This window comes from Shinella sp. 1A1 (genome assembly GCF_055379515.1).
On sequence record NZ_AP039671.1, the window covers coordinates 3366295 to 3391554 of the forward strand.

The following is a 25260-nucleotide window of genomic DNA, read 5'->3' on the forward strand; positions in this document are numbered from 1 at the left end:
CCATCCCCCTTCTCCCCGCTGGGGAAGGGAAGAGCAGCAATGCCGAATTCCGTAGGCGATAGCCCTGCCCTGAGGAGAATGGACTGGGCGCGCCTCGCGCTCTCGCCTGAACTACGGCTTCACGTCCGTCTCAAAACTCTTCCCAATCCCCCTCATTGCCCTTCTCCTGCCGCACGCCGAGCGCGCCGGCGAGCTTTTCGCTGAGCGCGAGGGCGGGGGAGGTGACGGGGCGGGATTTCTCCGTCGCAGCCTTGATGTTCCATTGGCCCGGAGACTTGCGGGCGACCTTCTGCTCCGGCGCGGGCGTGGGCGCGGTGGGCGGTGCCGGCGGCGCGGCGGGGACGACGTGGAGATGCGGCGCGTGCATGGTGCGGCCGGCGGCAGCCGAACCGCCGACGTTGAACTGGCCGATAAGCGCGTTCAGCGCCTGCACTTCCGAGGCGAGGCCCTGGGCGGCGGCGGTCGTCTCCTCCACCATGGCGGCGTTCTTCTGCGTACCCTGGTCCATGGCGTTGACAGCCATGTTGATTTCCTGAAGCCCGATCGACTGTTCCCGTGCGGCCTCGACGATCGCCTGGACGTGGCCGTTGATCTCCTGCACCTCGGCGACGATGGTCTGGAGCGAACGCCCCGTATCGCCGACGAGCGAGACGCCGGTGCGCACCTGCGCCTCCGACGTGTTGATCAGCGTCTTGATCTCCTTGGCTGCCTTGGCAGAGCGCTGGGCCAGTTCCCGCACCTCCTGCGCGACGACGGCAAAGCCCTTGCCGGCCTCGCCCGCGCGCGCGGCCTCGACGCCCGCGTTCAAGGCGAGCAGGTTGGTCTGGAAGGCGATCTCGTCGATCACGCCGATGATGCTGGTGATCTCGCTGGAGGATTTTTCGATTTCCTGCATGGCGGCGACGGCGCGGCGCACGATCTCGCCGGACTTTTCCGCCCCCGTGCGGGTGCGGGCGACGAGCGAGCCGGCCTCTTCCGCCCGCCGGGTGGAATCCCTGACGGTCGTGGTGATCTCTTCGAGCGCGGCGGCGGTCTCCTCCACGGAGGCGGCCTGCTGCTCGGTGCGGCGCGACAGGTCTTCCGCCGCAGTGCGGATCTGGCCGGCGCCGGCATCGATGGCGCGCGCATTCTCGCGCGCATCGCGCATCGCCTCGCCAAGGCGGGCGGCGGCGGCGTTGAAGTCGGCGCGCAGGCGCTCGAGGTCGCCGTCGAAGGGTTTTTCGATGCGGCAGGTCATGTCGCCGCCCGCAAGCCTGCCGAGCGCGTCGGCAAGGCTGGTGACGGCTTCCTGCACGCGGCCGCTATCGCGCGTGCGCTCGGCCTCGCGCGCCTGCCGCTCGCCTTCGGCGCGGCGGCGGTCGTCTTCGTCCCGGCGGTCGAGGTGTTGGCGCTCGGCGGCAGCGTCGCGGATGGCCGCAAGGCCGGCCGCCAGCGCGCCGATCTCGTCGCTCCGGTCGGCATGCGGAACGGCAGCCCCCGTATCGCCTGCGGCAAGGCGCTTCGAGGCTTCGGCAAGCTCGTCGAGCGGCCTTGCGACACGGCGGTTGACGAGGACCATGCCGGCAAGGGCGAGGCCCGCGCTGGCGGCGAGCAGGGCCCAGCGGGAGGCGTCGTTGTCGACGATGCCCTGCAATCCGCCCAGGACGACCATGAGGACGAAGAGCGCAGGCACGAGCCTGCCGATCCGGACATTACGCATGACGGTTCCCTGATTTGTCGCGCACGGCTGCGTGCGGGTGCGCGGGAGTCTAGGAGCGGTCCTTTAACGGGGTCTTAATGGGCACGCTGCACGCGCGCCTTGCCGGGGGCTTTTCCACACCCTACATGCGAAGGCCGAACAGGAGTTTTCGATGATCTTCGACGCCGTCCGGCTTTCGCTCGCCAATCTCTTCGCGCCCGAGACGCGCAGCGTCTTTTGGAAGGTCCTCGGGCTCACCGTCCTGGCGCTCGTCGTGATCTGGTTCGGGCTGCGGGAGACCTTCATCGCCTTCGCCTGGCCCTGGCTCGAAGGCGCGATGATGCCGAACCTGCCGGATTGGGCGGGCTGGCTCACCTTCGTCTTCGGCATCGTCGCCAGTCTCGGCCTTGCGCTCGGCCTCGCCTTGCTGCTCGCCCCGGTGACGGCGATCATCGCCGGCTTCTTCCTCGACGATGTCGCCGAGGTCATCGAGACGCGCGACTATCCCGGCGAGGCACGGGGCACGGCGCTGCCGCTCGGCCAGGCCATCATGGGCTCGATCAAGTTCCTCGGCGTGGTCATCCTCGGCAACCTGATCGCCCTCTTCCTCCTCTTCATTCCGGGCGTGAATCTCGTCGCCTTCTTCCTGGTCAACGGCTACCTGCTCGGCCGGGAATTCTTCGAATTCGCCGCCATGCGCTATCGCGCGCCTGCCGAGGCGCGGCTGTTCCGCGCCAAGCATGCCTCCACGGTCCTCCTCGCCGGCTTCGTCATCGCCGCCTTCCTGGCGATCCCCATCGTCAACCTGATGACGCCGCTCTTCGCGGCCGGCCTGATGGTGCACCTCCACAAGGCGCTGAGCCGCAAGGACCGGGACTTCTCACTGCGGCAGGGCTGATGCGTCGTACATTGCCGCATAGTCGGCGCTCGGCGGGATCGGCGTGATCACGTCGATCATCACGCCGTTCGGATCGGCGGTGATGAAATGGCGCTGGCCGAAATCCTCGTTCCTGATGGCAACAAGGATCGGCAGGCCGGCGGCGCGCACCGCGTCATGCACGGCGTCGACATCCTCCACCTCGAAATTGAGGAGAAGACCGGAGACCGTGTTGCCCCGGCCGACCTCCGGAATGGTCTCGTGGTTGCGGTCGAGCACGGCGAGGGTCACCTTCTCGTCCTCGCGGGACTGGAGATGGATGTACCAGTCGCTGGTGAAGAGCGCCTCGAAGCGGAAATGCGCCGTGTAGAAGGCGGCGGTGCCGGCGACGTCATCCGTCATGATCACGGGATAGTAGCTGGTCGTCTTCATCTCTCTACCCTTTCTGCCTGGCGCAATTCCGGACGAAAGCCGCTGCACGCTTTTGCTGGATTTGCCGTTGGAAAAAACATACAATCTGTATGTTTCTATCAATTAACATGCATACAGATTGTATGTAAAGAGGCGACATGGCGCGCAGCAACAAGGAACGCACCGAGGCGACGCGCCTCGCCCTGATCGAGGCCGCCCGGCGGCTCTTCGTGGAGAGGGGCTATGCGGAAACGGCGACGCCCGACATCGTCGCGGAGGCGGGGGTGACGCGCGGCGCGCTCTACCACCATTTCGAGGACAAGAAGGCGCTGTTCCGCGCCGTGCTGGAGCACGAAGCGCAAGCCGTGGCGGCGCGGATCGAGACGGTCTCGCTGCCGACCGGTTCGCCGCGCGAAGCGCTGCTTTTCGGCGCGTCCGCCTATTTCGACGCCATGGCCGAGCCCGGTCGCACGCGCCTCCTGCTGCTCGAAGCACCTGCCGTGCTGGGCTTTTCGGGCGCTGGCGCAATCGACCGGGACAATGCCGAGGATACGCTGAAAGAGGGGCTGTCCGCCCTGCTCGGGCCGGATATCGAAGCCGCAAGGCTTGCGGCGCTGACCGGCCTGCTCTCCGCCGCCTTCGACCGCGCGGCCATCGCCATCGAGGCCGGCGGCGATCGCAAGGTCTACGAGGCGGCGATCGCCGATCTCCTCGACGGGCTCAGGGCGTAGGTCCGAACAGCTGCGGGGGAAGCTCGACCAGCGGTGCAGGGACGTCCGAGGACTTTTCCGGCGACTTGCAGAGATCGGCGATGACGCAGTGCTCGCATTCGGGCCTGCGTGCCTTGCAACAGTACCGCCCGTGCAGGATCAGCCAGTGGTGGGCGTGGTAGAGATATTCGTCCGGGATGATGCGCATCAGCTTGTCCTCCACCTCGTCCGGCGTCTTGCCGGGGGCGAGGCGGATCCGGTTGGCGATGCGGAAGATATGCGTGTCGACCGCCATCGTCGCCTGGCCGAAGGCCATGGAGAGCACGACATTGGCCGTCTTGCGGCCGACGCCGGGCAGCATCACCAGCTCCTCGCGGGTGCGCGGCACCTCGCTGTTGAAGCGGTCGACGAGCATCCGGCTGAGCGCGATGACGTTCTTCGCCTTGTTGCGGTAGAGCCCGATGGTCTTGATGTACTCCCGCACCTTCTCCTCGCCGAGCGCCAGCATCTTCTCCGGCGTGTCGGCGACCTTGAAGAGGGCGCGCGTCGCCTTGTTGACGCCGGCATCGGTCGCCTGCGCGGACAGCGCGACGGCGACGACGAGCGTGAACGGGTTCACATGCTCCAGCTCGCCCTTCGGCTCCGGCCGCTGGATGGAGAAGCGGCGGAAGATCTCCTTCAGCTCGGCCTGCGAATAGAGGCTCTTCACCGGCGCGGACGCCTTGCGGCGCGGCGGCGCCGAGGGCGCTTTCTTCCGGGTCTTCACGCTGTCCATGATGCCTCCGATGCGAGCCCCCGCAAAACCGCTACACAGTCCCGCGCGGCTTGCTTATAATCAAGCGTCATGACCCAAGGCAACGCCGACATCACGATCAACGACCTGCCGGTCTTCTCCGCCGAGCTGCATCCCTATCGCTCGCTGGGGCGGAACGGGCATCGTATCTTCTTCCTCATCGCGGGCGCGCTCAGCGTCGCCCACATGGCCGTCTTCATGATCTCCGGCGCCTGGCCGGTGGTCATGTTCTTCGGGGCGGATTTCCTCATCCTCTTCGGCGCCTTCTGGCTGAACAACCGGGCGGCCAGGGCAAAGGAGATCGTTTCGCTCTCGCGCACCAGCATCTCGATCCGCAAGATCACGCCGTCCGGCACGGAAACGGAATATGCCTTCAATCCGTTCTGGGCGCGCTTCCTCGTCTCGCGCAAGGCGAAGATCGGCATCACCGCCATGCATGTGCGCGGCAACGGCCGGGAGACCGATGTCGGCACCTTCCTGCCGCTCGACGACCGCGAGCGCTTCGCCTCCGCCTTTTCCGGCGCGCTGGCCCGGGTAAAGCGCGGCTACTAAGCTACGTCCCGCAGGAAACGGGTGGCCGGCACGCCGAGGGCGTGCTTTTCTGGCGGCACAGGAGAAAAGCGATGAACATTGCCGCGACTTTGCAAACCGACATCACGCCCGAGGGTGGCGACTACACGACCGTCCGCCGGGTCATCGAGATGATCACCGAGGATTACCGCGAGCAGCCGGGGCTGGAGGACATTGCCGGCCGCCTCGGCCAGTCGCCGACGCAGTTGCAGAAGACCTTCACCCGCTGGGCCGGCCTCTCGCCGAAAGCGTTCCTGCAGGCCGTGACGCTCGACCATGCCAAGCGCCTGCTGCGGCAGGACGAGCTGCCGCTGCTCGAAACCAGCTTCGAGGTCGGCCTTTCCGGTCCCGGCCGGCTGCACGACCTCTTCGTCACGCACGAGGCCATGTCGCCCGGTGAGTGGAAGGCGCGCGGGGCAGGGCTCACCATCCGCTACGGCCTCCATCCCTCGCCCTTCGGCGGGGCGCTGGTGATGATCACCGACCGGGGCCTTGCCGGCCTTGCCTTCACCGACGAGGCCGACGGCATGGATGCCTTCGAGGACATGTCCTCGCGCTGGCCGAACGCACATTATGTCGAGGACCGGGAAGCGACGGCCGCCTATGCCGAGCGCATCTTCGACCCGAAGCGCTGGGACCCGAAGGCGCCGCTGCGCGTGGTGCTGATCGGCTCGGATTTCCAGGTCCGTGTCTGGCAGGCACTGCTGCGCATCCCCATGGGCTGCGCCGTCACCTATTCCTCGATCGCCGAGGGGCTGGGCCAGCCCACCGCCTCGCGCGCCGTCGGCGCCGCCGTCGGCCGCAATCCCATCTCCTTCGTGGTGCCATGCCACCGCGCGCTCGGCAAGAGCGGCGCGCTGACCGGCTACCACTGGGGACTGACGCGCAAGCGCGCCATGCTGGGCTGGGAATCGGGCAAGGCCTGAAATGCAAAAGGCCGGCGAATGCCGGCCTTTTTCTTATGGGAAGGGACAGCGCTCAATGCGCGCCCGACATGTCCCCGAGCACGTCCTTCGACTTCACCGTCGAATCGGCGTTGAGCGTGTAGACCATCGGCACGCCGGTCGCCAGGTTGAGCTTCAGGATTTCTTCCTTCGTCAGCTTGTCGAGCACCATGACCAGCGAGCGCAGCGAGTTGCCGTGGGCGGCGACCAGCACCTTTTCGCCGCGCAGCACGCGGGGCAGGATCTCCGTGAGATAGTACGGCCAGACGCGCGCGCCGGTGTCGCGCAGGCTTTCGCCGCCCGGCGGCGGCACGTCGTAGGAGCGGCGCCAGATATGGACCTGCTCCTCGCCCCACTTGGCGCGGGCATCGTCCTTGTTGAGGCCGGAAAGGTCGCCGTAGTCGCGCTCGTTGAGCGCCTGGTCGCGGATCGTCTCGAGACCCTGCTGGCCGATCTCGTCGAGGATGATCTTCAGCGTCTTCTGGGCGCGGGAAAGGTCGGAGGTGAAGGCGATGTCGAACTTGATGCCCGTGTCGGCGAGCGCCTTGCCGCCGGCCTTGGCCTCCTCGACGCCGAGTTCGGTGAGGTCGGGGTCGCGCCAGCCGGTGAAGAGGTTTTTCAGGTTCCATTCGCTCTGGCCGTGGCGAACGAGGACGAGGGTTCCGCTCATATGGTCTGTCTCCTGAGGCTGACTTTAATTGAGCCCGAGCACGTCGAGCATGGAATAGAGGCCGGGCTTCCTGTCGCGCGCCCAGAGCGCCGCCTTGACGGCGCCGCGCGCGAAGATCGAGCGGTCCGTCGCGCTGTGCGACAGCGTCACCGTCTCGCCTTCGCCGGCGAGCAGCACGGAATGTTCGCCGATGACCGAGCCGCCGCGCAGCGTGGCAAAGCCGATCGTGCCCATGGGCCGCGGGCCGGTATGGCCGTCGCGCACGCGCACGGAATTCTCCGCCAGCGAAATGCCGCGGCCCTTCGCGGCGGCATTGCCGAGCAGCAGTGCGGTGCCGGAGGGAGCATCGACCTTGTGCTTGTGGTGCATTTCCAGCACCTCGATGTCCCAGTCGTCGGGGCCGAGCGCGCGGGCGGCCGTCTCGGTCAGCACGCCGAGCAGGTTGACGCCGAGGCTCATATTGCCGGACTTCACGACGCGGGCATGGCGGGCGGCGGCCTTGATCTTCTCATCGTCGGCGGCCGAGCAGCCGGTGGTGCCGACGACATGCACGATGCGCGCCTGCGCGGCGAGGCCGGCGAATTCGACGGTGGCGGCGGGCGCGGTGAAATCGAGCACGCCCTCGGCCGCCACGAAGGCCTCCAGCGGCTTGTCGGTGACGGGAACGCCGATCGGGCCGAGGCCGGCAAGCTCCCCCGCATCACGGCCGACGAAGGGCGAGCCCTCACGCTCGACGGCGGCGAAGACCTCCGCGCCCTTAATGGCGTGGATGGTGCGGATCAGCGTCTGGCCCATGCGGCCCGCGGCGCCGACGACGACCAGCTTCATTGGGTTGCCGCTCATGTCGTTTCGTCCTTGCTGTCTATTTGCCCGTGAGGCCGGCGGGCGCCTGGAGATTGTTGAGGCGAGCGTAGAGACCGTTCTCGCGCGCTGCAAGGTCCTCGTGCGTGCCTTCCTCGATGACCATGCCGTCCTGCATGGCAATGATCTTGTCGGCACGCACCACCGTCGAGAGGCGATGCGCGATGACGACCACGGTGCGCCCGCTCATCGCCTCGTCCAGCGCCTTCTGCACGGCCTGTTCCGACTCGGTGTCGAGCGCGGAGGTCGCCTCGTCGAGCAGGAGGATCGGCGCGTTGCGCACCAGCGCGCGGGCGATGGAAAGCCGCTGGCGCTGGCCGCCGGAGAGCGTCACGCCGTTCTCGCCGACGGGCGTGTCGTAGCCGAGCGGCTGGGCGAGGATGAAGTCATGCGCATAGGCATGCCGCGCGGCTTCCTCGATCTCGGCATCGCTCGCGTCCGGGCGGCCGTAGCGGATGTTGTCGCGGATCGTGCCCTCGAAGAGATAGGGCTGCTGGGAGACATAGGCGATGGCATTGCGCAGCGACTGCTTGGTCACATGCGCGATGTCCTGCCCGTCGATCAGGATCTCGCCGTCCGCCGGGTCGTAGAAGCGCGGAATGAGGCTGATGATGGTGGACTTGCCCGCCCCGGAGGGGCCGACGAGCGCCGTCGTCCTGCCGCCCTCGGCGGTGAAGCTGACGCCCTTGAGGATCGTCTCGTTCTCCGAATAGCCGAAGCGCACGTCGCGGAAGGTGATGGCCGCATCGGTGATCGCGAGCGGCCGGGCATCGGCACGGTCGGCCTGGCGCGGTTTCAGGTCGAGGATCTCGTAGATCATGCGGGCATTGACCGCCGCGCGTTCCAGCGAGACCTGCAGCCGGGCGAGGCGCTTGGCCGGATCGTAGGCCATCAGCAGCGCCGTCACGAAGGAGAAGAACGCACCCGGCATGATGCCGCCGTAGATCGAGCGGAAGGCGGCATAGGCAAGGACGCCCGCGATGGTGAAGCCGGCGAAGGATTCGGTCATCGGCGCGGTGCGCTCGGTGAGCCGGGCGATGCGGTTCGACCGGTTCTCCGCCCGCTCGATGATGCTTTCGACCTTGTCCTTGAGCTGGTTTTCCATCGTGAAGGCCTTCACGATGGTGATGCCCTGCACCGTTTCCTGCATCGCGCCGAGCACGTGGCTGTTCAACTCGACGGATTCGCGCGTGGCGGCGCGCAGCCGCTTCGAGACGTAGCGCAGGCCGAGAAGGAGCGGCGGGGCGACGACGAAGACGATGAGCGTCAGCAGCCAGTCCTTGGAGATCATCACGCCGATGAGGGCGAGGAGGGTCAGCAGGTCGCGCGCCAGCGACGTCACCGTCATGTTCAGGACGTCGCGGATGCCCGATATGTTCTGGCTGATCTTGGCGGCGAGATAGGCCGAGCGCGACTCGTTGAAATAGCTGACGCTGAGCGCCATCAGGTGGGAGAACAGCCGGCGCTGGTAGCGGGCGACGATGTTGTTGCCGATCTTCGACAGGATGACGGCCTGGAAATAGGTCGCAAAGCCGCGCAGCACGAAGGCGACGAAGATCGAGCCGCAGATGATGAGGACAAGGTCGGCGCGCTTGTTGGCGAAGGCCTCGTTGACGACCGATTCCATGATCCAGGCGGCGAAGGCCGTGGTGCCGGCGATGATGGCCAGGCAAAGGATCGCCAGCAGATAGCCGCGAACATATTCGCGGCCGTTTTCGGCGATGACGCGTTTGAGCACGCTGGCGATGGCGTCGGAGCTGACGGGTGGGTGCTCGGTTCGACTCTTATCGGCCAATAAACTGACTTTCCTGCACGGTCTCGACGGCGGCCGGCGAACCGGCCCGTGGCCGCTCTATAGGGTGTCGGCCCGCTTTTGGCGAGTCCGCGGCGCGGCGCGGGCCCGCCGGAGCGCTCACCTTTTCCAGCGGCGTCCCTCCGTTGCAACACCGAAGCGGTCCGGCATGCGGGCGAAGGCGGCAAGGCCGGCAAGGGCGGCGACGGGGTGGGTGACCACATAGGTGGGGATCGAACCGAGAAGCGCGCTATGCGGCGCCTTGTCCTCGAAGGCGGCCCGGAATTCGGGCCCGCGCAGCGCCGGCAGGATCTTCTGCGAGATGCCGCCGGCCAGGAAAACGCCGCCCTTGGCCATGAAGATCATCGCCATGTCGCCGGCGACGCGCCCGAGATAGGTGGAAAACAGCGAGACGGTCTCGACCGCCGCACGGTCCTCGTGAGCAAGCGCCTTGGCGGTGACGTCGGCGGGTGTCGCAAGCGTTGCGTCGATACCGTCGGTGGCGCAGATAGCATGATAGATGTTCATGATGCCGCGCCCGCACAGGAGCTGTTCGGCGGAAATGCGGCCCTCGATGGGTTCGAGGAACGGCCAGATCTGGTAGTCGCGCTCGCTGCGCGGGCCGACATCGACATGGCCGCCTTCGCCCGGAACCGGAATCCAGCTGTGGCGGGTATGGACGAGGCCGGCAACGCCGAGGCCGGTGCCCGGGCCGAGCACGGCGCGCGAGGCCGAATGCCGCTCCACGCCGGGGCCGATCTTCTCGCGGTCCTCGTCGCCGAGCGAGGCGACGGCAAGCGCCTGCGCCTCGAAATCATTGACCAGCAGCACGTCCTCGAAGCCGAGATTGGCGATCATGTCGCGCGGGCGCACCACCCAGGGGCAATTGGTCAGCGGCACCTCGTCGCCCTCGATAGGCCCGGCAAGCGCCAGGATCGCCGAGCGCGGCTGCACGGAGGTCGTATCGAGGATGCAGCGTTGCAGCGCGTCGTCGATATTGGCGAAATCGGCGGTCTGGACGATGGGGAAATGCTTCGGCTCGGCGAAGGCGTCGACCAGCAGCGCGAAGCGCGCATTGGTGCCGCCGATATCGCCGATCAAGATGGGGAAGGGAAAGTTCGTGTCGTTGTCGCCCGGCCGTGCCATCAAGCTGTCCCGTTCTTTATGGTGGATGGTCCGCTTTCGCTATCTGCGGCGAAGGTTGCCGTCAATCGGCGGCAAAGTCGAGAAGCTGTTCGGCGGTCGCCCGGTTCAGCGCCATCGGAATGTCATAGACGATCGCAAGTCGCATCAGCGCCTTCACGTCGACATCGTGCGGCATCGGCGTCAGCGGGTCGACGAAGAAGATCAGCACGTCCACCTCGCCCGTGGCGATCAGCGCGCCGATCTGCTGGTCGCCGCCGAGCGGACCGCTTTTCAGCCGGGTCACGTCGAGCCCGGGACAGGCGTCCAGCACCCGGCCGCCGGTGGTGCCGGTCGCAACGATCCGTGCCTGCGAGAGCACGTTTTCATGCTCGGCGGCGAAGGCCGCCATGTCGTCCTTCTTCTCGTCATGCGCGATGAGCGCGATGCATTTCCGGCGCGACATGGGCATTCCCCAGCGATTTTAATCGATTTGAACGCCTTATACAAAAGCGGCGGGGCGTTGAAAAGCCCCGCAGCCTCCCTCTGTCTGCCGGCATCTCCACACAAAGGAGGACGAAAACAGGAGGTTTGCTGGGGAGAGGGTAGGGAGGGCCCTTGGCCTACTGGAACGGCCGCGGAATCGGGATCGGCACGATCGCGGGAAGGGCCGTGTCGGAGGCGATCACCGATTCGATGGTCGCGCTGGCACCGCCCCCGGCGCTTGCGGAGAAGGCGAGCGCCGTCGAGGCGCCGCCATTGCCGCGATAGGTCACTTCCTGCTCGGAAGAAGGCGAGGCGCTCGCCAGGACCGTGCCGCAGGCTTTCGGCAGGTCCGACATCTTGACATACCAGGGCTTGACCGGCTTGGCGTCCTTCTTCGGCTTGGGCTTTTCCCAGGGCTCCTTGGTGAACCACCAGGCGAGCGATTGATCGCAGCCGTCGCCGGCCGGCACGCGCGCCTGCGGCTTGCAGCCGGGCGCGCCCTCCGGGCATTTGATGCGGATGTGGAAATGCTCGTCGTGGCCGTAGATCGGCCGCACCTTGCCGAGCAGCGAACGGTCGCCCTGCCAGGTTTCGCAGAGCTTCTTCTTGATCGCCGGGTTGACGAAGACGCGCTCGACCTGCGGGTAGCTCGCCGCCTTCATGACGAGCCGGGCATGGGTCGGCGTCCAGCGGCGCGAATCGACCGTCAGGAACTTGCTCTTGTCGAGCATGGAGGTGAAGGGCAGCTTTTCCCGCTCCTCGGCGGACAGGCGATGGTCCGGCATGGGCGTGAACCAGATATCGGCATCGAGGCCGACCTGGTGCGAGGCGTGACCAGACAGCATCGGCCCGCCGCGCGGCTGCGAAATGTCACCGAGCAGCAGCCCCGGCCAGCCGATTTCGCGGGCGTCCTGCGAAAACTGCTCCAGCAGCGCGATCATGTTCGGATGGCCCCAGCGGCGGTTGCGCGACAGGCGCATCGCCTGCCAGGCCGGGCCGTCCGTCGGGATTGCCACGGCGCCGGCGATGCAGCCCTTCGCATAGGACCCGTAGGGGCTCGTCGCCATCATCGCCGGCAGGCGCTTGGCGCCGAACAGCTCCTTGGCCGGCCGCTCCTCGGCCGCAAGCGGCGAGGCGAGCGCGGTCAGCGCAAGGCCGGCGGCGAGGAAGCAGGTGGGCAGGCGGGAAAGCAGGAAATGGGCTGGCATCGTCCGGTCTCGAAAGTCGCAATGGTTGCGAAAGGTTAAACGACCATCCTTTCGCAGAAGTGAATCCCTTCCCGTGATAGGCATGGCAAAAACCGCCGCTTTCATGGCGGGCCTGTCATTTGCCCGGATTTTGCCTATTCTCTCCCGCATGCTTCGGCAAAGGATACGAAAGGGAATTGGCATGCAGGCAGCCTTCGGGAGAAACGTGTTCACGGTCGCTCTGGCCCTGTCTTTGGGGGCCGCGACCGGCGCCCTCGCGCAAGACGCCAAGGAACCTGTCTGGCACAGCGGTCTTTCCACCATCGGCGAACTGAAGCACCCGAACGGCTTTGCCCATTTCGACTATGTCGATCCCGACGCGCCGAAGGGCGGCGAGCTGAAGCTCTCCGAAACCGGCACTTACGACACGTTCAACCCCATCCTCTCCAAGGGCGAGGCCGCCTCGGGCGTTTCCTCCCTCGTCTTCGACACGCTGCTGAAATCCGCCGAGGACGAGATCACCACCGCCTATGGCCTGCTGGCCGAGGGTGTGTCCTTCCCGGACGACATCTCCTCTGCGACCTTCCGCCTGCGCGCGGAAGCCAAATGGGCGGACGGCCAGCCGGTGACGCCGGAGGACGTGGTCTTCTCCTTTGAAAAGTCGAAGGAGCACAATCCGCTGCTCGCCAATTACTACAAGCACGTCGTCTCGGCGGAGAAGACCGGCGAGCGCGACGTCACTTTCCGCTTCGACGAGAAGAACAACCGCGAGCTTCCCAACATCCTCGGCCAGTTCCAGATCGTGCCGAAGCACTGGTGGGAGGGGACGGACGCCAAGGGCAACAAGCGCGACATAGGCCGCACGACGCTGGAGCCTGTCATGGGTTCCGGCCCCTACAGGATCGCCTCCTTCCAGGCGGGCGGCTCGATCCGTTTCGAGCGGCGCGACGACTATTGGGGCAAGGATCTCAACGTGAATGTCGGCCAGAACAATTTCGGCGCGATCACCTATACGTTCTTCGGCGACAGGAACGTGGAATTCGAGGCCTTCCGCGCCGGCAATGTCGATTTTTACCGCGACAATTCGTCCAGCCACTGGATGACGGCCTATGACTTCCCGGCCGCCAAGGACGGCCGCATCGTGCGCGAGGAGATCGAAAATCCGCTGCGCGCCACCGGCATCATGCAGGCCTTCGTGCCGAACATGCGCCGGGAGAAATTCAGGGACCAGCGGGTGCGCGAGGCGCTGAACTACGCCTATGACTTCGAAAGCCTCAACCGCAACCTCGCCTATGGCCGGCTCAACCGCATCGACAGTTATTTCTGGGGCACCGAACTTGCCTCATCGGGCTTGCCGGAAGGCCGCGAGAAGGAAATCCTGGAGGAACTGAAGGACAAGATCCCGTCCGAAGTCTTCACGACGCCCTATACCAATCCCGTCTCCGGCGATCCGAAGGCGGCGCGTGAGAACCTGCGCAAGGCGCTGATGCTCTTCAAGGAAGCGGGCTACGAACTGAAGAACCGCAAGCTGGTGAATGTGAAGACGGGCGAACCCTTCGGCATCGAGATCCTGCTCTCCAATCCCTCGCAGGAGCGCACGGTCCTGCCCTATGTGAAGAGCCTCACCGATATCGGCGTCGACGCGCGCATCCGCACGGTCGACAGCTCGCAATATACCAACCGCGTCCGCAGCTTCGACTACGACATGCTCTACGGCATCTGGGCGCAGACGCTGGTGCCGGGCAACGAGCAGGTCGACTACTGGGGTTCCTCCTCGGTCGACCAGCAGGGCTCGCGCAACTATGCCGGCATCGCCGATCCCGCCATCGACGAGCTGATCCGCCGGATCATCTTCGCGCCGAACCGCGCCGAGCTCGTCGCCACCGTCAAGGCGATGGACCGCGTGCTGCTCGCCCATCACTATGTCGTGCCGATGTTCTATTCGAAGTCGCAGCAGGTCGCCTACTGGAACCATCTCGCCCGGCCGAAGGAGCTGCCCTATTACGGCCTCGGCTTCCCGGATGTCTGGTGGTCGAAGAACGCAGCCAGGTGAGACGGGGCAAATAAGCCGGGGCTTGCACAGGCGGTCCGGCTGGGCTCCATATAGCGATGACGAATCACCGGCCGCGCGGCGGCGGAAGAACGGAAGGATCGGGCTTGGACGGCTGGACATCGACGCGGCGCAATCGGGCGGGTAATCGCTGATGGGCGCCTATATCCTGCGCCGCATCCTGCTGATGATCCCGACGATCTTCGGCATCATGGCGATCTCGTTCGCGATCGTGCAGTTCGCGCCCGGCGGCCCGGTCGAGCAGGTCATCGCGGACCTGACGAGCCAGAGCGGCGGCGACCGCCTGTCCGGCGGGGGCGGCGACATGCTGCAGGTCGGGCAGGACAGCGCCTATCGCGGCGCGCGCGGCCTCGATCCAGAATTCATCGCCAAGCTGGAAAAGCAGTTCGGCTTCGACAAGCCGCCGCTCGAGCGCTTCTTCACGATGATGTGGGATTACATGCGCTTCGACTTCGGCGAGAGCTTCTTCCGCAACGTCTCCGTCGTCGACCTCATCGCGCAGAAGATGCCGGTCTCCATCTCGCTCGGCGTGTGGATCCTCATCTTCTCCTATGCCATCTCCATCCCGCTCGGCATCCATAAGGCGGTGAAGGACGGCTCGGCCTTCGACGTCTGGACGTCGGGCATCATCATCATCGGCTATGCGGTGCCGAGCTTCCTCTTCGGCATCCTCTTGATCGTCGTCTTCGCCGGCGGCTCGTTCCTCGACTGGTTCCCGCTACGCGGCATCGTCTCGGACAATTTCAGCAGCCTCGCCTGGTGGCAGAAGCCGCTCGACTACATGTGGCACATGACGCTGCCGCTGATCACGCTGCTGCTCTCCGCCTTCGCCACGACGACGCTCCTGACGAAGAACTCCTTCATCGACGAGATCAAGAAGCAATATGTCACGACGGCCCGCGCCAAGGGCCTGACCGAGGGGCAGGTGCTCTACGGCCACGTCTTCCGCAACGCCATGCTGATCATCATCGCCGGCTTCCCCGGCGCCTTCATCTCGGCTTTCTTCACGGGCTCGCTCCTCATCGAATATATCTTCTCGCTCGACGGCCTCGGCCGCCTCGGCTACGATTCCATCGTCCGGCGCGACTATCCCATCGTCTTCGCGACGCTTTTCATCTTCTCGCTGATGGGCCTCGTCGTCTCCCTCGTCTCCGACCTCATCTATACCTGGGTCGATCCGCGCATCGATTTCGAGCGGAGGGACGTCTGATGACCGCCATTACCGATACGACCCCCATCGCCCCGCCGAGGAAGGGCCTGCTCTCGCCGACCAACAAGCGGCGCTGGGAGAACTTCAAGGCGAACCGGCGCGGCTACTGGTCGCTCTGGATCTTCCTCGTCATCTTCGTGCTCAGCCTCTTTGCCGAATGTATCGTCAACGACCGGCCGATCCTCGCCTCCTACAAGGGCGAGCTGCTCTTCCCCGTCGTGATCGATTACCCGGAGGAGAAATTCGGCGGCTTCCTCGCCGAGACGGACTACCGCTCGGATTTCATTACCGAGGAGATCGAGGCGAACGGCTGGATGATCTGGCCGCCGATCCGCTATTCCTACAGCTCGACCAATTCCAACATCCCGCATTCCGCGCCGACCAAGCCCTTCTGGCTGATGTCGAAGGAGGAGCGCTGCTCCGGCTATCCGGACGGCGCGGCGGACGTGAACTGCAACTGGCACAATCTCAACTGGCTCGGCACGGACGACCAGGCGCGCGACGTGCTCGCCCGCGTCATCTACGGCTTCCGCATCTCCGTGCTCTTCGGCCTCGCGCTGACGATCTGCTCGGCCGTGGTCGGCGTCACGGCGGGCGCGATCCAAGGCTATTTCGGTGGCTGGACGGACCTTCTGATGCAGCGCTTCATCGAGATCTGGTCCTCGATGCCGGTGCTCTACATCCTGCTCATCATCGCCGCCATCCTGCCGCCCGGCTTCTGGATCCTGCTCGGCATCATGCTGCTCTTCTCCTGGGTCGGCTTCGTCGGCGTGGTGCGCGCCGAATTCCTGCGCGCCCGCAATTTCGAATATGTCCGGGCCGCCCGGGCGCTCGGCGTCGGCAATGCGACGATCATGTACCGGCACCTCCTGCCGAACGCGATGGTCGCGACGCTCACCTTCCTGCCCTTCATCCTGTCGGGCTCGATCACCACGCTCACCTCGCTCGACTTCCTCGGCTTCGGCATGCCGCCGGGCTCGCCCTCGCTGGGTGAGCTGATCGCGCAGGGCAAGGAGAACCTTCAGGCGCCGTGGCTCGGCCTCACCGCCTTCGTCGTCATGTCCGTCATGCTGTCGCTGCTGATCTTCGTCGGCGAAGCGACGCGCGACGCCTTCGATCCGAGGAAGACCTTCCGGTGAGCGCTCCCGAAACCATCCTTTCCGTCCGCGACCTGTCGGTGGCCTTCCATCAGGGTGGCAACACCTCGCTCGCCGTCGACCGCGTCTCCTTCGAGATCCACCGCGGCGAGGTCGTCGCCCTCGTCGGCGAATCGGGCTCCGGCAAGTCGGTGACGGCGAACTCGGTCCTGAGGCTGCTGCCCTATCCCGCCGCAAGCCATCCGTCCGGTGAGATCGTCTTCAAGGGCAAGGACCTCCTGAAAGCGTCGGATGCGGCGCTGCGCAATGTGCGCGGCAACGACATCACCATGATCTTCCAGGAGCCGATGACCTCACTCAATCCGCTGCATTCCATCGAGCGGCAGATCGGCGAGATCCTGAAACTGCACCAGGATATCGAAGGCCCCGCCGCGCGCGCGAAAATCCTCGAACTCCTCAATCAGGTCGGTATCCGCGAGCCGGAAAAGCGCCTCGCCGCCTATCCGCACGAGCTCTCCGGCGGCCAGCGCCAGCGTGTCATGATAGCCATGGCGCTCGCCAACCGCCCCGAGCTGTTGATCGCCGACGAGCCGACCACCGCGCTCGACGTCACCGTGCAGGCGCAGATCCTCGAACTCCTGAAAAACCTCAAGGAAGAGCACGGCATGTCCATGCTCTTCATCACCCACGACCTCGGCATCGTGCGCAAGTTCGCCGACCGGGTCTGCGTCATGACCAAGGGCAGGATCGTCGAGACCGGCCCGGTCGAGGAGATCTTCTCCAACCCGCAGCACGCCTATACCCGTCACCTGCTCGCCTCCGAGCCGCGGGGCGAGCCGCGTCCGGCCGACGACAGCCAGCCTGTCGTCGTGGAGGCGGAGGACGTCAAGGTCTGGTTCCCGATCAAGGCCGGCTTCATGCGTCGCGTGGTGGACCACGTGAAGGCCGTCGACGGCATCGACCTGAAACTGCGCGCCGGCCACACGCTCGGCGTCGTCGGCGAATCCGGCTCCGGCAAGACGACGCTCGGCCTCGCGCTGACGCGGCTCATCTCGTCCAGGGGCCGCATCGCCTTCGTCGGGCAGGATATCGCCGGCCACACCTTCGCCGAGATGCGGCCGCTGCGCCGGCGCATGCAGATCGTCTTCCAGGACCCCTACGGCTCGCTCTCGCCGCGCATGTCGGTCGCCGATATCGTCGGGGAAGGCCTGACGATCCACGAGCCCTCGCTTTCCGAAGCCGAGCGCGACCATCGCGTCGCCTCTGCACTGGAGGAAACCGGCCTCGATCCCACGACCCGCTGGCGCTACCCGCACGAATTTTCCGGCGGCCAGCGCCAGCGCATCGCGATCGCCCGCGCCATGGTGCTGAAGCCCGAATTCGTCATGCTGGACGAGCCGACCTCCGCGCTCGACATGAGCGTGCAGGCGCAGGTGGTCGAACTTTTGCGCGATCTTCAGGCGAAGCACAATCTCGCCTATCTCTTCATCAGCCACGACCTCAAGGTCGTGCGCGCGCTCGCCAATGACATCATCGTCATGCGCGGCGGGCGCGTGGTGGAAAAGGGCCGGGCGAAGGACATCATCGAGCGGCCGGGCGAGGCCTATACCAGGGCCCTCATGGCCGCCGCCTTCAACCTCGAAGCCGTCCGCAGCGAGACGATAAGCCAGTAGCAGCAGGAAGCAGCATGTCGACGAAAAGCCCGGTCATCATCGATCTGAAATTCGACCAGGAAGAGGTCGCCGCCGCGCTCAAGGGCGCTTTTCCCGAGCGCGAGGTCATCAACCTGCTGCATCCGGCAAACCGCAACCGCGACCTTTCCGGCATCGACTACGCCGTGGTCTGGAGGCCAAGCGCCGATCTCTTCTCCCGCGCGAAGGATCTCAAGGTCGTCTTCTCCGGCGGCGCCGGCGTCGACCATGTGCTGACGCTGCCTGGCCTGCCGGACGTGCCGCTCGTCCGCTTCGTCGACGACACGCTGACGACCCGCATGAGCGAATGGATCGTCATGCAATGCCTCATGCACCTGCGCCAGCACCAGGCCTATGAGGCGCTACGGCAAAAGCGCATCTGGCGCGAGCTTCCCCAGCCCGAGGCGAAGGACATCACCGTCGGCATCATGGGCTTCGGCGTGCTCGGGCAGGATTCGGCGCAAAAGCTGAAGACGCTCGGCTTCAACGTCATCGGCTGGTCGAAGAGCGGCCGCAAGGCCGAGGGCTTCGAGACCTATGACGAGAAGGGCCTCGACGCCTTCCTCGGCAGGACCGATTTCCTCGTCGGCCTGCTGCCGCTGACGCCGGATACGCGCGATATCTACAATACCGGCCTCTTCACCCGCCTCAGCCGCAAGGGCCCGTTCGGCGCCCCGGTCTTCATCAATGGCGGCCGAGGCGGCAGCCAGGTCGAGGCCGACATCGTCGCCTCCGTCAACGACGGCACGCTGCACGGCGCCTCGCTCGACGTCTTCCAGCAGGAGCCGCTGCCGCTCGAAAGCCCGTTCTGGTCGATGGACAGGGTCTTCATGACCCCCCACGCCGCCGCCGCCTCCGACGTCGCCGCCCTTTTCCGCCACGTCGCCCACCAGATCGGGCGGCTGGAAAGCGGCAAGCCGCTGGAGCATCTGGTGGATCGCAGCGCCGGCTATTGAGCGTGCCGTGCCGCTCCTCGGGTCGAGCCCGAGGATGACGGAGGGGGAGCATGTTTCCGCTTCCCTTGAACGCTGCGGCATGCGGGCCGGCTGGTAGATGCGCCATACTCCCCTTCTGTCGTCGTCCTCGGGCTCGACCCGAGGGTTCACCCATCCGCACTGCAGGACAAACGAAAGACCCGGATGCAGGGAACATCCGGGCCTTCGGGGAGGTCAGTGAGGGGTTGCTCAGCGGCAGACCCTGATCTTCCTGACGATCACATTGCCGTAGTAGTCGTAGGTCTTCACCTTCTTGACGAAGCAATAGGGCTCGTAGCCGTAGCTGTAGTAGCCGGCCTGCGAGGGAGCGGCGAAGGAGATGACGGCGATGAGGGCGATGGTGGCGGAAACGATGATCTTGCGCATGGGTCTCTCTCCTGATCGGTGGGGATGAGCCTCTCTCATCCGGTGATCAGAAGGTCTCATATCCCTCCGCCGTCCGCTGTTCCCGCGGGAACAGGCATGCTGTCGCTCACCGGCGCCGCGACCGCATTGACATGGCGGCCCCTCTCCTGCACCCATGCGGACCGATCGATTTCTCATTGATGGCCCGCCATGTCCAAGACCACCCGCGCCACCCAGGCCCTTGCCAAGGCCGGCGTTTCCTTCACCGTCCACACCTACGACTACGATCCCACCGCCGACCGCGTCGGCATCCAGGCCGCCGAGGCGCTGGGGGAGGATCCGTCGCGTGTCCTCAAGACGCTGATGGCGGAGGTGGACGGCAAGCCGGTCTGCGTCATCGTGCCCTCGGATCGCGAGGTCAGCATGAAGAAGCTGGCGAGTGCCTTCAAGGGCAAGTCCGCCAACATGATGAAGCCGGCGGATGCCGAGCGGCTGACCGGCTTCGTCGTCGGCGGCATCAGCCCCTTCGGCCAGAAGAAGCAGGTGCCGACCGCCATAGAGGAGGAGGCGCTGGCGCATGAGGTCGTCTACATGAACGGCGGCCAGCGCGGCCTTCAGGTCCGCCTTGCGCCGCGCGACGTGGTGACGGCGCTGAAGGCGATTGCAGCGCCCGTCGTCGCCTGACCTTCTCATTGCCGCTTTGGCGCACTACGTTTCCCGCATCGATTCCAGAAAGCAGGCTGCCATGACCAATCCTTCCGTCGATCCGCAAAAGCTCGAAAAACTCGCCGAAGTCGCCGTGCGCGTCGGCCTCCAGCTCCGCAAGGGGCAGGACCTCGTGATGACCGCGCCGATCGCTGCGCTGCCGCTCGTCCGCCTTATCACCAAGCATGCCTATATGGCCGGCGCCGGCCTCGTCAGCACCTTCTATGCCGACGAGGAGGCAACGCTCGCCCGCTACCATCACGCCCCGGACGAAAGCTTCGACCACGCGACGGACTGGCTCTACGAGGGCATGGCCAAGGCTTATGCCAACGGCGCGGCGCGCCTTGCGATTGCCGGCGACAACCCGATGCTGCTTTCGGCCGAGGATCCGGCCAAGGTCGCCCGCGCCAACAAGGCCAATTCCACCGCCTACAAGCCGGCGCTGGAGAAGATCGCCAATTTCGACATCAACTGGAACATCGTCTCCTATCCGAACCCGTCCTGGGCGAAGCAGGTCTTCCCGAACGACCCGGAAAACGTGGCGGTCGAGAAACTCGCCAACGCCATCTTCGCCGCCTCGCGCGTCGATGTCGCCGATCCGGTCGCGGCCTGGGCGGCGCACAATGCGAACCTTGCCAAGCGCTCGGCCTGGCTGAACGGCGAGCGCTTCTCGGCCCTGCATTTCAAGGGCCCGGGCACGGACCTGACGGTCGGCCTTGCCGATGGCCACGAATGGCATGGCGGCGCCTCCACGGCGAAGAACGGCATCACCTGCAACCCCAACATCCCGACGGAAGAGGTCTTCACGACGCCCCATGCGCTGCGCGTCGAAGGCCACGTCTCCTCCACCAAGCCGCTCTCCCACCAGGGCACGCTGATCGACGATATCCGGGTGCGCTTCGAAGGCGGCCGCATCGTCGAGGCGAAGGCGTCGAAGGGCGAGGCGGTGCTGAACAAGGTGCTCGATACGGACGAGGGCGCGCGCCGGCTCGGCGAGGTGGCGCTGGTGCCGCATTCCTCGCCGATCTCGGCGAGCGGCATCCTCTTCTACAACACGCTGTTCGACGAGAATGCCTCCTGCCACATCGCGCTCGGCCAGTGCTATTCCAAGTGCTTCCTCGATGGCGCGAGCCTGTCGCCCGATGAGATTCGCGCGCAGGGCGGCAATGAGAGCCTCATCCACATCGACTGGATGATCGGCTCCGACAAGGTGGACATCGACGGCATCCGCGCCAATGGAAGCCGCACCCCGGTCATGCGCGCCGGCGAGTGGGCGTGAGCTCTCGCATCCCTTTCCTCCGGCACGCTCATCCCCGGGTTTGACCCGGGGATGATGGCTGCGGGCGGGACGGGAATCGTCAGCGAGCGGCTGACGATACGGCCTTTCCGCCGGCGGCAGGCTGCGCCACGGTCGCCTGCGCCCGCTGGCTGAGCCACACGCTGCCCAGCACCACGACCATGCCGCCGATCTGCAGCAGGCTGAGATCCTGCCCGAGCAGCGCCCAGCCGAGCACGACAGCGACGAGCGGGCTGAGGAAGCCGAGCGGCGAGATCGTTGCCGGATCGAGCCGCGCAAGACCGCGGAACCAGACGATATAGGTGAGCGCTCCGCCGATCACGCCGAGATAGAGGAAGCCGATGAGGTTTTCCGTTGTCGGCATCGGCAAGGCCGGCTCGAAGGCCAGTGCGACCGGCACCAGCAGCAGGCCGCCGGCGGTGAGCTGCCAGGCGGTGAAGGTGAGCGGCGGCACGGGCGGCTGCCAGTGGCGTGAGAGCACGGTGCCGAAGGCCATGGAGACCGCGCCGGCAAGGCCCGCGGCGATGCCGACCGGGTCGAGCGCCGCGGCCGGCGTCAGCACCAGCAGCGCGACGCCGCCGATGCCGGCAAGGCCGGCAAGAACCGAGAGCGGCCGCACGACCGTACCCATCACCGCACGCGACAGGCCGAGCACGATCAGCGGCTGGATGGCCCCGACCGTCGCTGCGACGCCACCGGGCAGCCGGTAGGCCGAAACGAAGAGCATCGCCCAGAAGAAGGAAAAGTTCAGCGCGCCGAGCAGGAAGGTGCGCGGCCACCAGATGCCGCTGGGCAGCTGGCGAACGAGCACCAGCAGGAGAAGCCCGGCGGGCAGGGCGCGCAGCATGGCGACGGTCAGGGGGTAGCCGGCCGGCAGAAGCTCGGTCGTGACGATATAGGTGCTGCCCCAGACAGCGGGCGCGATGGCGGTGAGGAGAAGGTCGGAAGCGCGGGACATGATTTGTCTCCAATCAAAGAATCTTGAGATCAAGATACATTGATTTATCTTGACGTCAAGAGAATCTCTGCTTTAGTCGAGCTATGGATCACGTCGACAGAATTCTTGAACAGTGGAACCGCGAACGGCCGGACCTTGATGTCGAGCCGATGGGCCTTTTCGGCCGGCTGGCGCGACTGCGCACCCATGTCGCTCGCGAGATCGAAAAGACGCTTCTGGCGCATGGGCTCAATTCGGCGAGCTTTGACGTGCTGGCGACGCTGCGTCGCTCCGGTCCGCCCTACCGGCTTTCGCCCGGCGATCTCATCGCGACCACCATGGTCAGCTCCGGCACGATGACCAACCGGCTCGACCAGCTGGAAAAGGCGGCGCTGATCGAGCGCTCGCACAATCCGGACGACCGGCGCGGCGTCATCATCGCGCTGACGCCGAAGGGTCTTGCGCTGGTGGACGAGGCGGTGACGGCCCATGTCGAAAACGAGCATCGGCTGCTCGAAAGCCTGGACGCGGGCGAGCGGGCGGCGCTCGATAGCCTCCTGCGAAAATTCCTCAAGGATTTCGAATAGTCAGATCCGGTCGACGAGTTTTTCGACCCGTGCGAGATGCGCCTTGCGCTTCGCATCGTCGATGCGGTCCATGTCGTAGAGATTGACCATCTTGAAATCGAGCCCCTTGGCGCAGAAGGCGGCGATGCCGCGCTTCAGCAGGCGCCGTACCGGGTTGCCCATATAGAGGTTGACCACCCACCAGGGCGAGCCCGTCGTGGTGAAGGCCCAGAAGAGATGGATATTGCCGAGCCGCGGCTGGATGCGCCCGCCGTCCGGATCGTTCTCGAAGGCGACGCCCGGTGCGAAGACCCGGTCGAAGAACCCCTTCAGGATGGCCGGGAAATTGAACCACCATTGCGGAAACACCAGAACGAGCCCATCCGCCTGCTTCAGCCGGGAGACGAGGGGCCCGGCCTCGGATGGGTCGTAAGCCGGCTCGAAATAGCGCGAGCGTTCCGAATGGCTGAGTCGCGGGTCGAAGTCCTCGCGGTAGAGATCGAGCAGGTCGACCGTGTGGCCGTTGGCGATCAGCTTCCGGCGCACCGTCTCGGCGACGTTTGCGGCAAAACTTTCCTCCAGCGGATGGGCGAGCACGAGAAGGATGCGCATGGCGGCCTCAGAACAGCGAGCCCTGGCGGGTCGCGGGTTTTTCCGCTTCCGCCTTCGCCGGCTTCTTTCTTGGCGTCCCGCCACCCGATCCGGTGACGGCATCCACCGTGCCGTCGGCGAACTCGATGGCGATGGCGCGGCCGGGGCCAAGCTCGACGGCGCCCTTGACCGGCGCACCGTCCTCGTCGCGCACCAGCGCATAGCCGCGCTTCAGCACATTGCGATAGGAGAGGGATTGCAGCATGCGGTCCTGCGCCAGAAGCAGGGCGCGCCGCCTGGAAAGGTCGCCGGAAAGTGCGCTTTCGGCCCGGAGCGCAAGCCCGCTCAGCCGGTCGCGCGCGCGCGCGGTCTGCGCCGTGATGCGGGCGGGCGTCGCGCGCAGCGATACGTCGAAGGCCGAGAGGCGCGCGCGGAGCTGGTCGAGCCGGCGCTCCACGATGCGCTCGGCCCGGAGCAGGCGGTCGGCGACACGCTGGCGGCGTTCGCCGATGCGGGTCAGCAGCATGTCGGGCCGCAGATGCGCCGCCGTGCGCTCGAAGGCGCGGCGCTTGTTCACCGTGTTCATCTGCAGGCCGCGCCCGAGCCCGGCCGATGCCTCGTCGAAGCGGCGGCGCGGCAGGGCGAGAAGCTGGTCGAGCGAGGGAAGCGCGCGGGCAAGCGCGCGAACACCCTGCCGGCGGTTGTCCATCTGGCGGGCCGTCGCCCCGCGCAGCCGCGCGGCGAGCGAGGCGATCTCCGCATCGAGATCGGCCTTCACCGGCACGGCCATTTCGGCCGCGCCCGTGGGCGTCGGTGCGCGGCGGTCGGCGGCGTGGTCGATCAGCGTCCAGTCCGTCTCGTGGCCGACGGCGGAGATCAGCGGGATCCGCGAGGCGGCTGCGGCACGCACCACGATCTCGTCGTTGAAGCTCCAGAGGTCCTCGAGGCTGCCGCCGCCGCGCGCGACGATCAGCACGTCCGGCCGCCGGATCGGCCCGAGCGGGTCCAGCGTGTTGAAGCCCTCGATGGCCGCCGCGATCTCCTGCCCGGAGCCTTCGCCTTGAACCTTCACCGGCCACACCACGACATGGACCGGGAAACGGTCGGCGATGCGGTGGAGGATATCGCGAATGACCGCGCCGGTGGGCGAGGTCACGACCCCGATGACCTTGGGCAGGAAGGGCAGCGGCTTCTTGCGATCCGTATCGAACAGCCCTTCGGCGGCGAGCTTGCGCCGGCGCTCCTCCAGCAGGGCCATCAGCGCGCCCGCGCCGGCCGGCTCCAGCGTCTCGATGACGATCTGGTATTTCGAGGAGCCCGGGAAAGTGGTGATCTTACCGGTCGCGATCACCTCCATGCCCTCTTCGGGCTTGAAGCGAAGGCGCGAGAAACTGCCCTTCCAGATCACCGCGTCGATGCGCGCCCGGTCGTCCTTCAGCGAGAAATAGGCATGGCCCGAGGAATGCGGGCCGCGATAGCCGGAAATCTCGCCGCGCACGCGCACCTGGTCGAAGGCCTGCTCGACGGTGCGCTTGATGGAGCCGGAAAGCTCCGACACCGAATATTCGGCAAGGTTGCTGGGCGAATCGTTTTCGGAAAAGAAGCTCATGGCGGCAAGTGTAGTGCGTTTTCCCGCCGATGGCACGGCAGGGCG

The 25260-nt window shown here is 66.1% G+C and carries 25 protein-coding genes; 12 read left to right on the plus strand and 13 right to left on the minus strand.

The window, feature by feature from the left end; translation table 11 throughout:
* Positions 1–130: 130 nt before the first annotated feature.
* The gene (locus tag ACZ48C_RS16350; protein ID WP_464781746.1) at positions 131–1699 is read right to left on the minus strand and encodes a methyl-accepting chemotaxis protein; all 1569 of its coding nucleotides are present in this window, start codon (positions 1697–1699) and stop codon (positions 131–133) included.
* Positions 1700–1850: 151 nt separating this feature from the next.
* Between ACZ48C_RS16350 and ACZ48C_RS16355 the strand changes: the two genes are divergently transcribed.
* Positions 1851–2576, plus strand: a complete 726-nt coding sequence (locus ACZ48C_RS16355) for a sulfate transporter family protein (protein ID WP_424547764.1) — start codon at positions 1851–1853, stop codon at positions 2574–2576.
* On the opposite strand, the gene ACZ48C_RS16360 is transcribed toward ACZ48C_RS16355, so the two are convergent.
* On the minus strand, positions 2559–2987 hold the full coding sequence (locus ACZ48C_RS16360) for a VOC family protein (protein WP_464781747.1): 429 nt from the start codon (positions 2985–2987) through the stop codon (positions 2559–2561). The genes ACZ48C_RS16355 and ACZ48C_RS16360 overlap by 18 nt on opposite strands.
* Positions 2988–3124: 137 nt before the next feature.
* Between ACZ48C_RS16360 and ACZ48C_RS16365 the strand changes: the two genes are divergently transcribed.
* On the plus strand, positions 3125–3697 hold the full coding sequence (locus tag ACZ48C_RS16365; protein WP_464781748.1) for a TetR/AcrR family transcriptional regulator: 573 nt from the start codon (positions 3125–3127) through the stop codon (positions 3695–3697).
* On the opposite strand, the gene nth is transcribed toward ACZ48C_RS16365, so the two are convergent.
* Entirely contained in the window at positions 3687–4451 is a 765-nt protein-coding gene (nth, locus tag ACZ48C_RS16370) for an endonuclease III (protein ID WP_464781749.1), read from the minus strand. The two genes, ACZ48C_RS16365 and nth, sit on opposite strands and share 11 nt — an antisense overlap.
* 69 nt (positions 4452–4520) lie before the next feature.
* Between nth and ACZ48C_RS16375 the strand changes: the two genes are divergently transcribed.
* Both ACZ48C_RS16375 and ACZ48C_RS16380 read left to right on the plus strand, forming a co-directional pair.
* Complete coding sequence (locus ACZ48C_RS16375; RefSeq protein ID WP_464781750.1) at positions 4521–5021, plus strand: DUF2244 domain-containing protein; 501 nt, start codon at positions 4521–4523, stop codon at positions 5019–5021.
* Between the two features lie 71 nt (positions 5022–5092).
* Positions 5093–5965, plus strand: coding sequence for a methylated-DNA--[protein]-cysteine S-methyltransferase (locus tag ACZ48C_RS16380; RefSeq protein ID WP_464781751.1), 873 nt, complete (start codon positions 5093–5095; stop codon positions 5963–5965).
* A gap of 52 nt (positions 5966–6017) precedes the next feature.
* Here the strand turns inward: ACZ48C_RS16380 and ACZ48C_RS16385 are convergent, their stop codons facing one another.
* The 6 genes from ACZ48C_RS16385 to mepA form a co-directional block, all read right to left on the minus strand.
* Complete coding sequence (locus tag ACZ48C_RS16385; RefSeq protein ID WP_424547760.1) at positions 6018–6653, minus strand: 2,3-bisphosphoglycerate-dependent phosphoglycerate mutase; 636 nt, start codon at positions 6651–6653, stop codon at positions 6018–6020.
* 24 nt (positions 6654–6677) lie between these two features.
* Positions 6678–7496, minus strand: coding sequence for a 4-hydroxy-tetrahydrodipicolinate reductase (gene dapB, locus ACZ48C_RS16390; RefSeq protein ID WP_464781752.1), 819 nt, complete (start codon positions 7494–7496; stop codon positions 6678–6680).
* 19 nt (positions 7497–7515) lie between these two features.
* Positions 7516–9309: an ABC transporter ATP-binding protein gene (locus ACZ48C_RS16395; RefSeq protein ID WP_464781753.1), complete on the minus strand. Its 1794-nt coding sequence runs from the start codon at positions 9307–9309 to the stop codon at positions 7516–7518.
* A 117-nt stretch (positions 9310–9426) separates the two neighbouring features.
* Positions 9427–10452, minus strand: a complete 1026-nt coding sequence (locus tag ACZ48C_RS16400) for a glucokinase (RefSeq protein ID WP_119257245.1) — start codon at positions 10450–10452, stop codon at positions 9427–9429.
* A 61-nt stretch (positions 10453–10513) separates the two neighbouring features.
* Positions 10514–10894: a methylglyoxal synthase gene (locus ACZ48C_RS16405; RefSeq protein ID WP_119257246.1), complete on the minus strand. Its 381-nt coding sequence runs from the start codon at positions 10892–10894 to the stop codon at positions 10514–10516.
* Between the two features lie 157 nt (positions 10895–11051).
* Positions 11052–12122 carry a penicillin-insensitive murein endopeptidase gene (gene mepA / locus ACZ48C_RS16410; protein ID WP_464781754.1) on the minus strand — a complete coding sequence of 357 codons (1071 nt, stop codon included), beginning with the start codon at positions 12120–12122 and terminating at the stop codon, positions 11052–11054.
* Between the two features lie 181 nt (positions 12123–12303).
* Here mepA and ACZ48C_RS16415 point away from each other — a divergent pair, with 181 nt between their 5' ends.
* The 5 genes from ACZ48C_RS16415 (at position 12304) to ACZ48C_RS16435 (ending at position 19126) form a co-directional block, all read left to right on the plus strand.
* Positions 12304–14154, plus strand: coding sequence for an extracellular solute-binding protein (locus tag ACZ48C_RS16415; RefSeq protein ID WP_119257248.1), 1851 nt, complete (start codon positions 12304–12306; stop codon positions 14152–14154).
* A gap of 151 nt (positions 14155–14305) precedes the next feature.
* Positions 14306–15382 carry a microcin C ABC transporter permease YejB gene (locus ACZ48C_RS16420; protein WP_119257249.1) on the plus strand — a complete coding sequence of 359 codons (1077 nt, stop codon included), beginning with the start codon at positions 14306–14308 and terminating at the stop codon, positions 15380–15382.
* Complete coding sequence (locus tag ACZ48C_RS16425; RefSeq protein ID WP_454630316.1) at positions 15382–16521, plus strand: ABC transporter permease; 1140 nt, start codon at positions 15382–15384, stop codon at positions 16519–16521. Before ACZ48C_RS16420 ends, ACZ48C_RS16425 begins: the two co-directional genes overlap by 1 nt.
* Positions 16518–18152, plus strand: a complete 1635-nt coding sequence (locus ACZ48C_RS16430; protein ID WP_464781755.1) for an ABC transporter ATP-binding protein — start codon at positions 16518–16520, stop codon at positions 18150–18152. Before ACZ48C_RS16425 ends, ACZ48C_RS16430 begins: the two co-directional genes overlap by 4 nt.
* Positions 18153–18166: 14 nt before the next feature.
* On the plus strand, positions 18167–19126 hold the full coding sequence (locus tag ACZ48C_RS16435; RefSeq protein WP_464781756.1) for a 2-hydroxyacid dehydrogenase: 960 nt from the start codon (positions 18167–18169) through the stop codon (positions 19124–19126).
* A 228-nt stretch (positions 19127–19354) separates the two neighbouring features.
* On the opposite strand, the gene ACZ48C_RS16440 is transcribed toward ACZ48C_RS16435, so the two are convergent.
* Entirely contained in the window at positions 19355–19531 is a 177-nt protein-coding gene (locus ACZ48C_RS16440) for a hypothetical protein (protein WP_464781757.1), read from the minus strand.
* 189 nt (positions 19532–19720) lie between these two features.
* Here ACZ48C_RS16440 and ybaK point away from each other — a divergent pair, with 189 nt between their 5' ends.
* Positions 19721–20194, plus strand: coding sequence for a Cys-tRNA(Pro) deacylase (gene ybaK / locus ACZ48C_RS16445; RefSeq protein WP_464781758.1), 474 nt, complete (start codon positions 19721–19723; stop codon positions 20192–20194).
* Between the two features lie 61 nt (positions 20195–20255).
* Positions 20256–21494, plus strand: a complete 1239-nt coding sequence (locus ACZ48C_RS16450; protein WP_464781759.1) for an aminopeptidase — start codon at positions 20256–20258, stop codon at positions 21492–21494.
* A 79-nt stretch (positions 21495–21573) separates the two neighbouring features.
* Here ACZ48C_RS16450 and ACZ48C_RS16455 read toward each other — a convergent pair whose 3' ends face one another.
* Entirely contained in the window at positions 21574–22470 is an 897-nt protein-coding gene (locus ACZ48C_RS16455) for an EamA family transporter (RefSeq protein WP_464781760.1), read from the minus strand.
* An 83-nt stretch (positions 22471–22553) separates the two neighbouring features.
* Between ACZ48C_RS16455 and ACZ48C_RS16460 the strand changes: the two genes are divergently transcribed.
* On the plus strand, positions 22554–23036 hold the full coding sequence (locus ACZ48C_RS16460; protein ID WP_464781761.1) for a MarR family winged helix-turn-helix transcriptional regulator: 483 nt from the start codon (positions 22554–22556) through the stop codon (positions 23034–23036).
* Here the strand turns inward: ACZ48C_RS16460 and ACZ48C_RS16465 are convergent, their stop codons facing one another.
* Entirely contained in the window at positions 23037–23627 is a 591-nt protein-coding gene (locus ACZ48C_RS16465) for an NAD(P)H-dependent oxidoreductase (protein WP_464781762.1), read from the minus strand.
* A gap of 7 nt (positions 23628–23634) precedes the next feature.
* Positions 23635–25215, minus strand: a complete 1581-nt coding sequence (xseA, locus tag ACZ48C_RS16470) for an exodeoxyribonuclease VII large subunit (protein WP_464781763.1) — start codon at positions 25213–25215, stop codon at positions 23635–23637.
* Between the last annotated feature and the right edge of the window lie 45 nt (positions 25216–25260).

Bases quoted from the DNA above. Each gene is read 5' to 3' on its own strand.
- ACZ48C_RS16350 (WP_464781746.1), bottom strand. From the start codon at position 1,699: ATGCGTAATGTCCGGATCGGCAGGCTCGTGCCTGCGCTCTTCGTCCTC.
- ACZ48C_RS16355 (WP_424547764.1), top strand. From the start codon at position 1,851: ATGATCTTCGACGCCGTCCGGCTTTCGCTCGCCAATCTCTTCGCGCCC.
- ACZ48C_RS16360 (WP_464781747.1), bottom strand. From the start codon at position 2,987: ATGAAGACGACCAGCTACTATCCCGTGATCATGACGGATGACGTCGCC.
- ACZ48C_RS16365 (WP_464781748.1), top strand. From the start codon at position 3,125: ATGGCGCGCAGCAACAAGGAACGCACCGAGGCGACGCGCCTCGCCCTG.
- nth (WP_464781749.1), bottom strand. From the start codon at position 4,451: ATGGACAGCGTGAAGACCCGGAAGAAAGCGCCCTCGGCGCCGCCGCGC.
- ACZ48C_RS16375 (WP_464781750.1), top strand. From the start codon at position 4,521: ATGACCCAAGGCAACGCCGACATCACGATCAACGACCTGCCGGTCTTC.
- ACZ48C_RS16380 (WP_464781751.1), top strand. From the start codon at position 5,093: ATGAACATTGCCGCGACTTTGCAAACCGACATCACGCCCGAGGGTGGC.
- ACZ48C_RS16385 (WP_424547760.1), bottom strand. From the start codon at position 6,653: ATGAGCGGAACCCTCGTCCTCGTTCGCCACGGCCAGAGCGAATGGAAC.
- dapB (WP_464781752.1), bottom strand. From the start codon at position 7,496: ATGAGCGGCAACCCAATGAAGCTGGTCGTCGTCGGCGCCGCGGGCCGC.
- ACZ48C_RS16400 (WP_119257245.1), bottom strand. From the start codon at position 10,452: ATGGCACGGCCGGGCGACAACGACACGAACTTTCCCTTCCCCATCTTG.
- ACZ48C_RS16405 (WP_119257246.1), bottom strand. From the start codon at position 10,894: ATGTCGCGCCGGAAATGCATCGCGCTCATCGCGCATGACGAGAAGAAG.
- mepA (WP_464781754.1), bottom strand. From the start codon at position 12,122: ATGCCAGCCCATTTCCTGCTTTCCCGCCTGCCCACCTGCTTCCTCGCC.
- ACZ48C_RS16415 (WP_119257248.1), top strand. From the start codon at position 12,304: ATGCAGGCAGCCTTCGGGAGAAACGTGTTCACGGTCGCTCTGGCCCTG.
- ACZ48C_RS16420 (WP_119257249.1), top strand. From the start codon at position 14,306: ATGGGCGCCTATATCCTGCGCCGCATCCTGCTGATGATCCCGACGATC.
- ACZ48C_RS16425 (WP_454630316.1), top strand. From the start codon at position 15,382: ATGACCGCCATTACCGATACGACCCCCATCGCCCCGCCGAGGAAGGGC.
- ACZ48C_RS16435 (WP_464781756.1), top strand. From the start codon at position 18,167: ATGTCGACGAAAAGCCCGGTCATCATCGATCTGAAATTCGACCAGGAA.
- ACZ48C_RS16440 (WP_464781757.1), bottom strand. From the start codon at position 19,531: ATGCGCAAGATCATCGTTTCCGCCACCATCGCCCTCATCGCCGTCATC.
- ybaK (WP_464781758.1), top strand. From the start codon at position 19,721: ATGTCCAAGACCACCCGCGCCACCCAGGCCCTTGCCAAGGCCGGCGTT.
- ACZ48C_RS16450 (WP_464781759.1), top strand. From the start codon at position 20,256: ATGACCAATCCTTCCGTCGATCCGCAAAAGCTCGAAAAACTCGCCGAA.
- ACZ48C_RS16455 (WP_464781760.1), bottom strand. From the start codon at position 22,470: ATGTCCCGCGCTTCCGACCTTCTCCTCACCGCCATCGCGCCCGCTGTC.
- ACZ48C_RS16460 (WP_464781761.1), top strand. From the start codon at position 22,554: ATGGATCACGTCGACAGAATTCTTGAACAGTGGAACCGCGAACGGCCG.
- ACZ48C_RS16465 (WP_464781762.1), bottom strand. From the start codon at position 23,627: ATGCGCATCCTTCTCGTGCTCGCCCATCCGCTGGAGGAAAGTTTTGCC.
- xseA (WP_464781763.1), bottom strand. From the start codon at position 25,215: ATGAGCTTCTTTTCCGAAAACGATTCGCCCAGCAACCTTGCCGAATAT.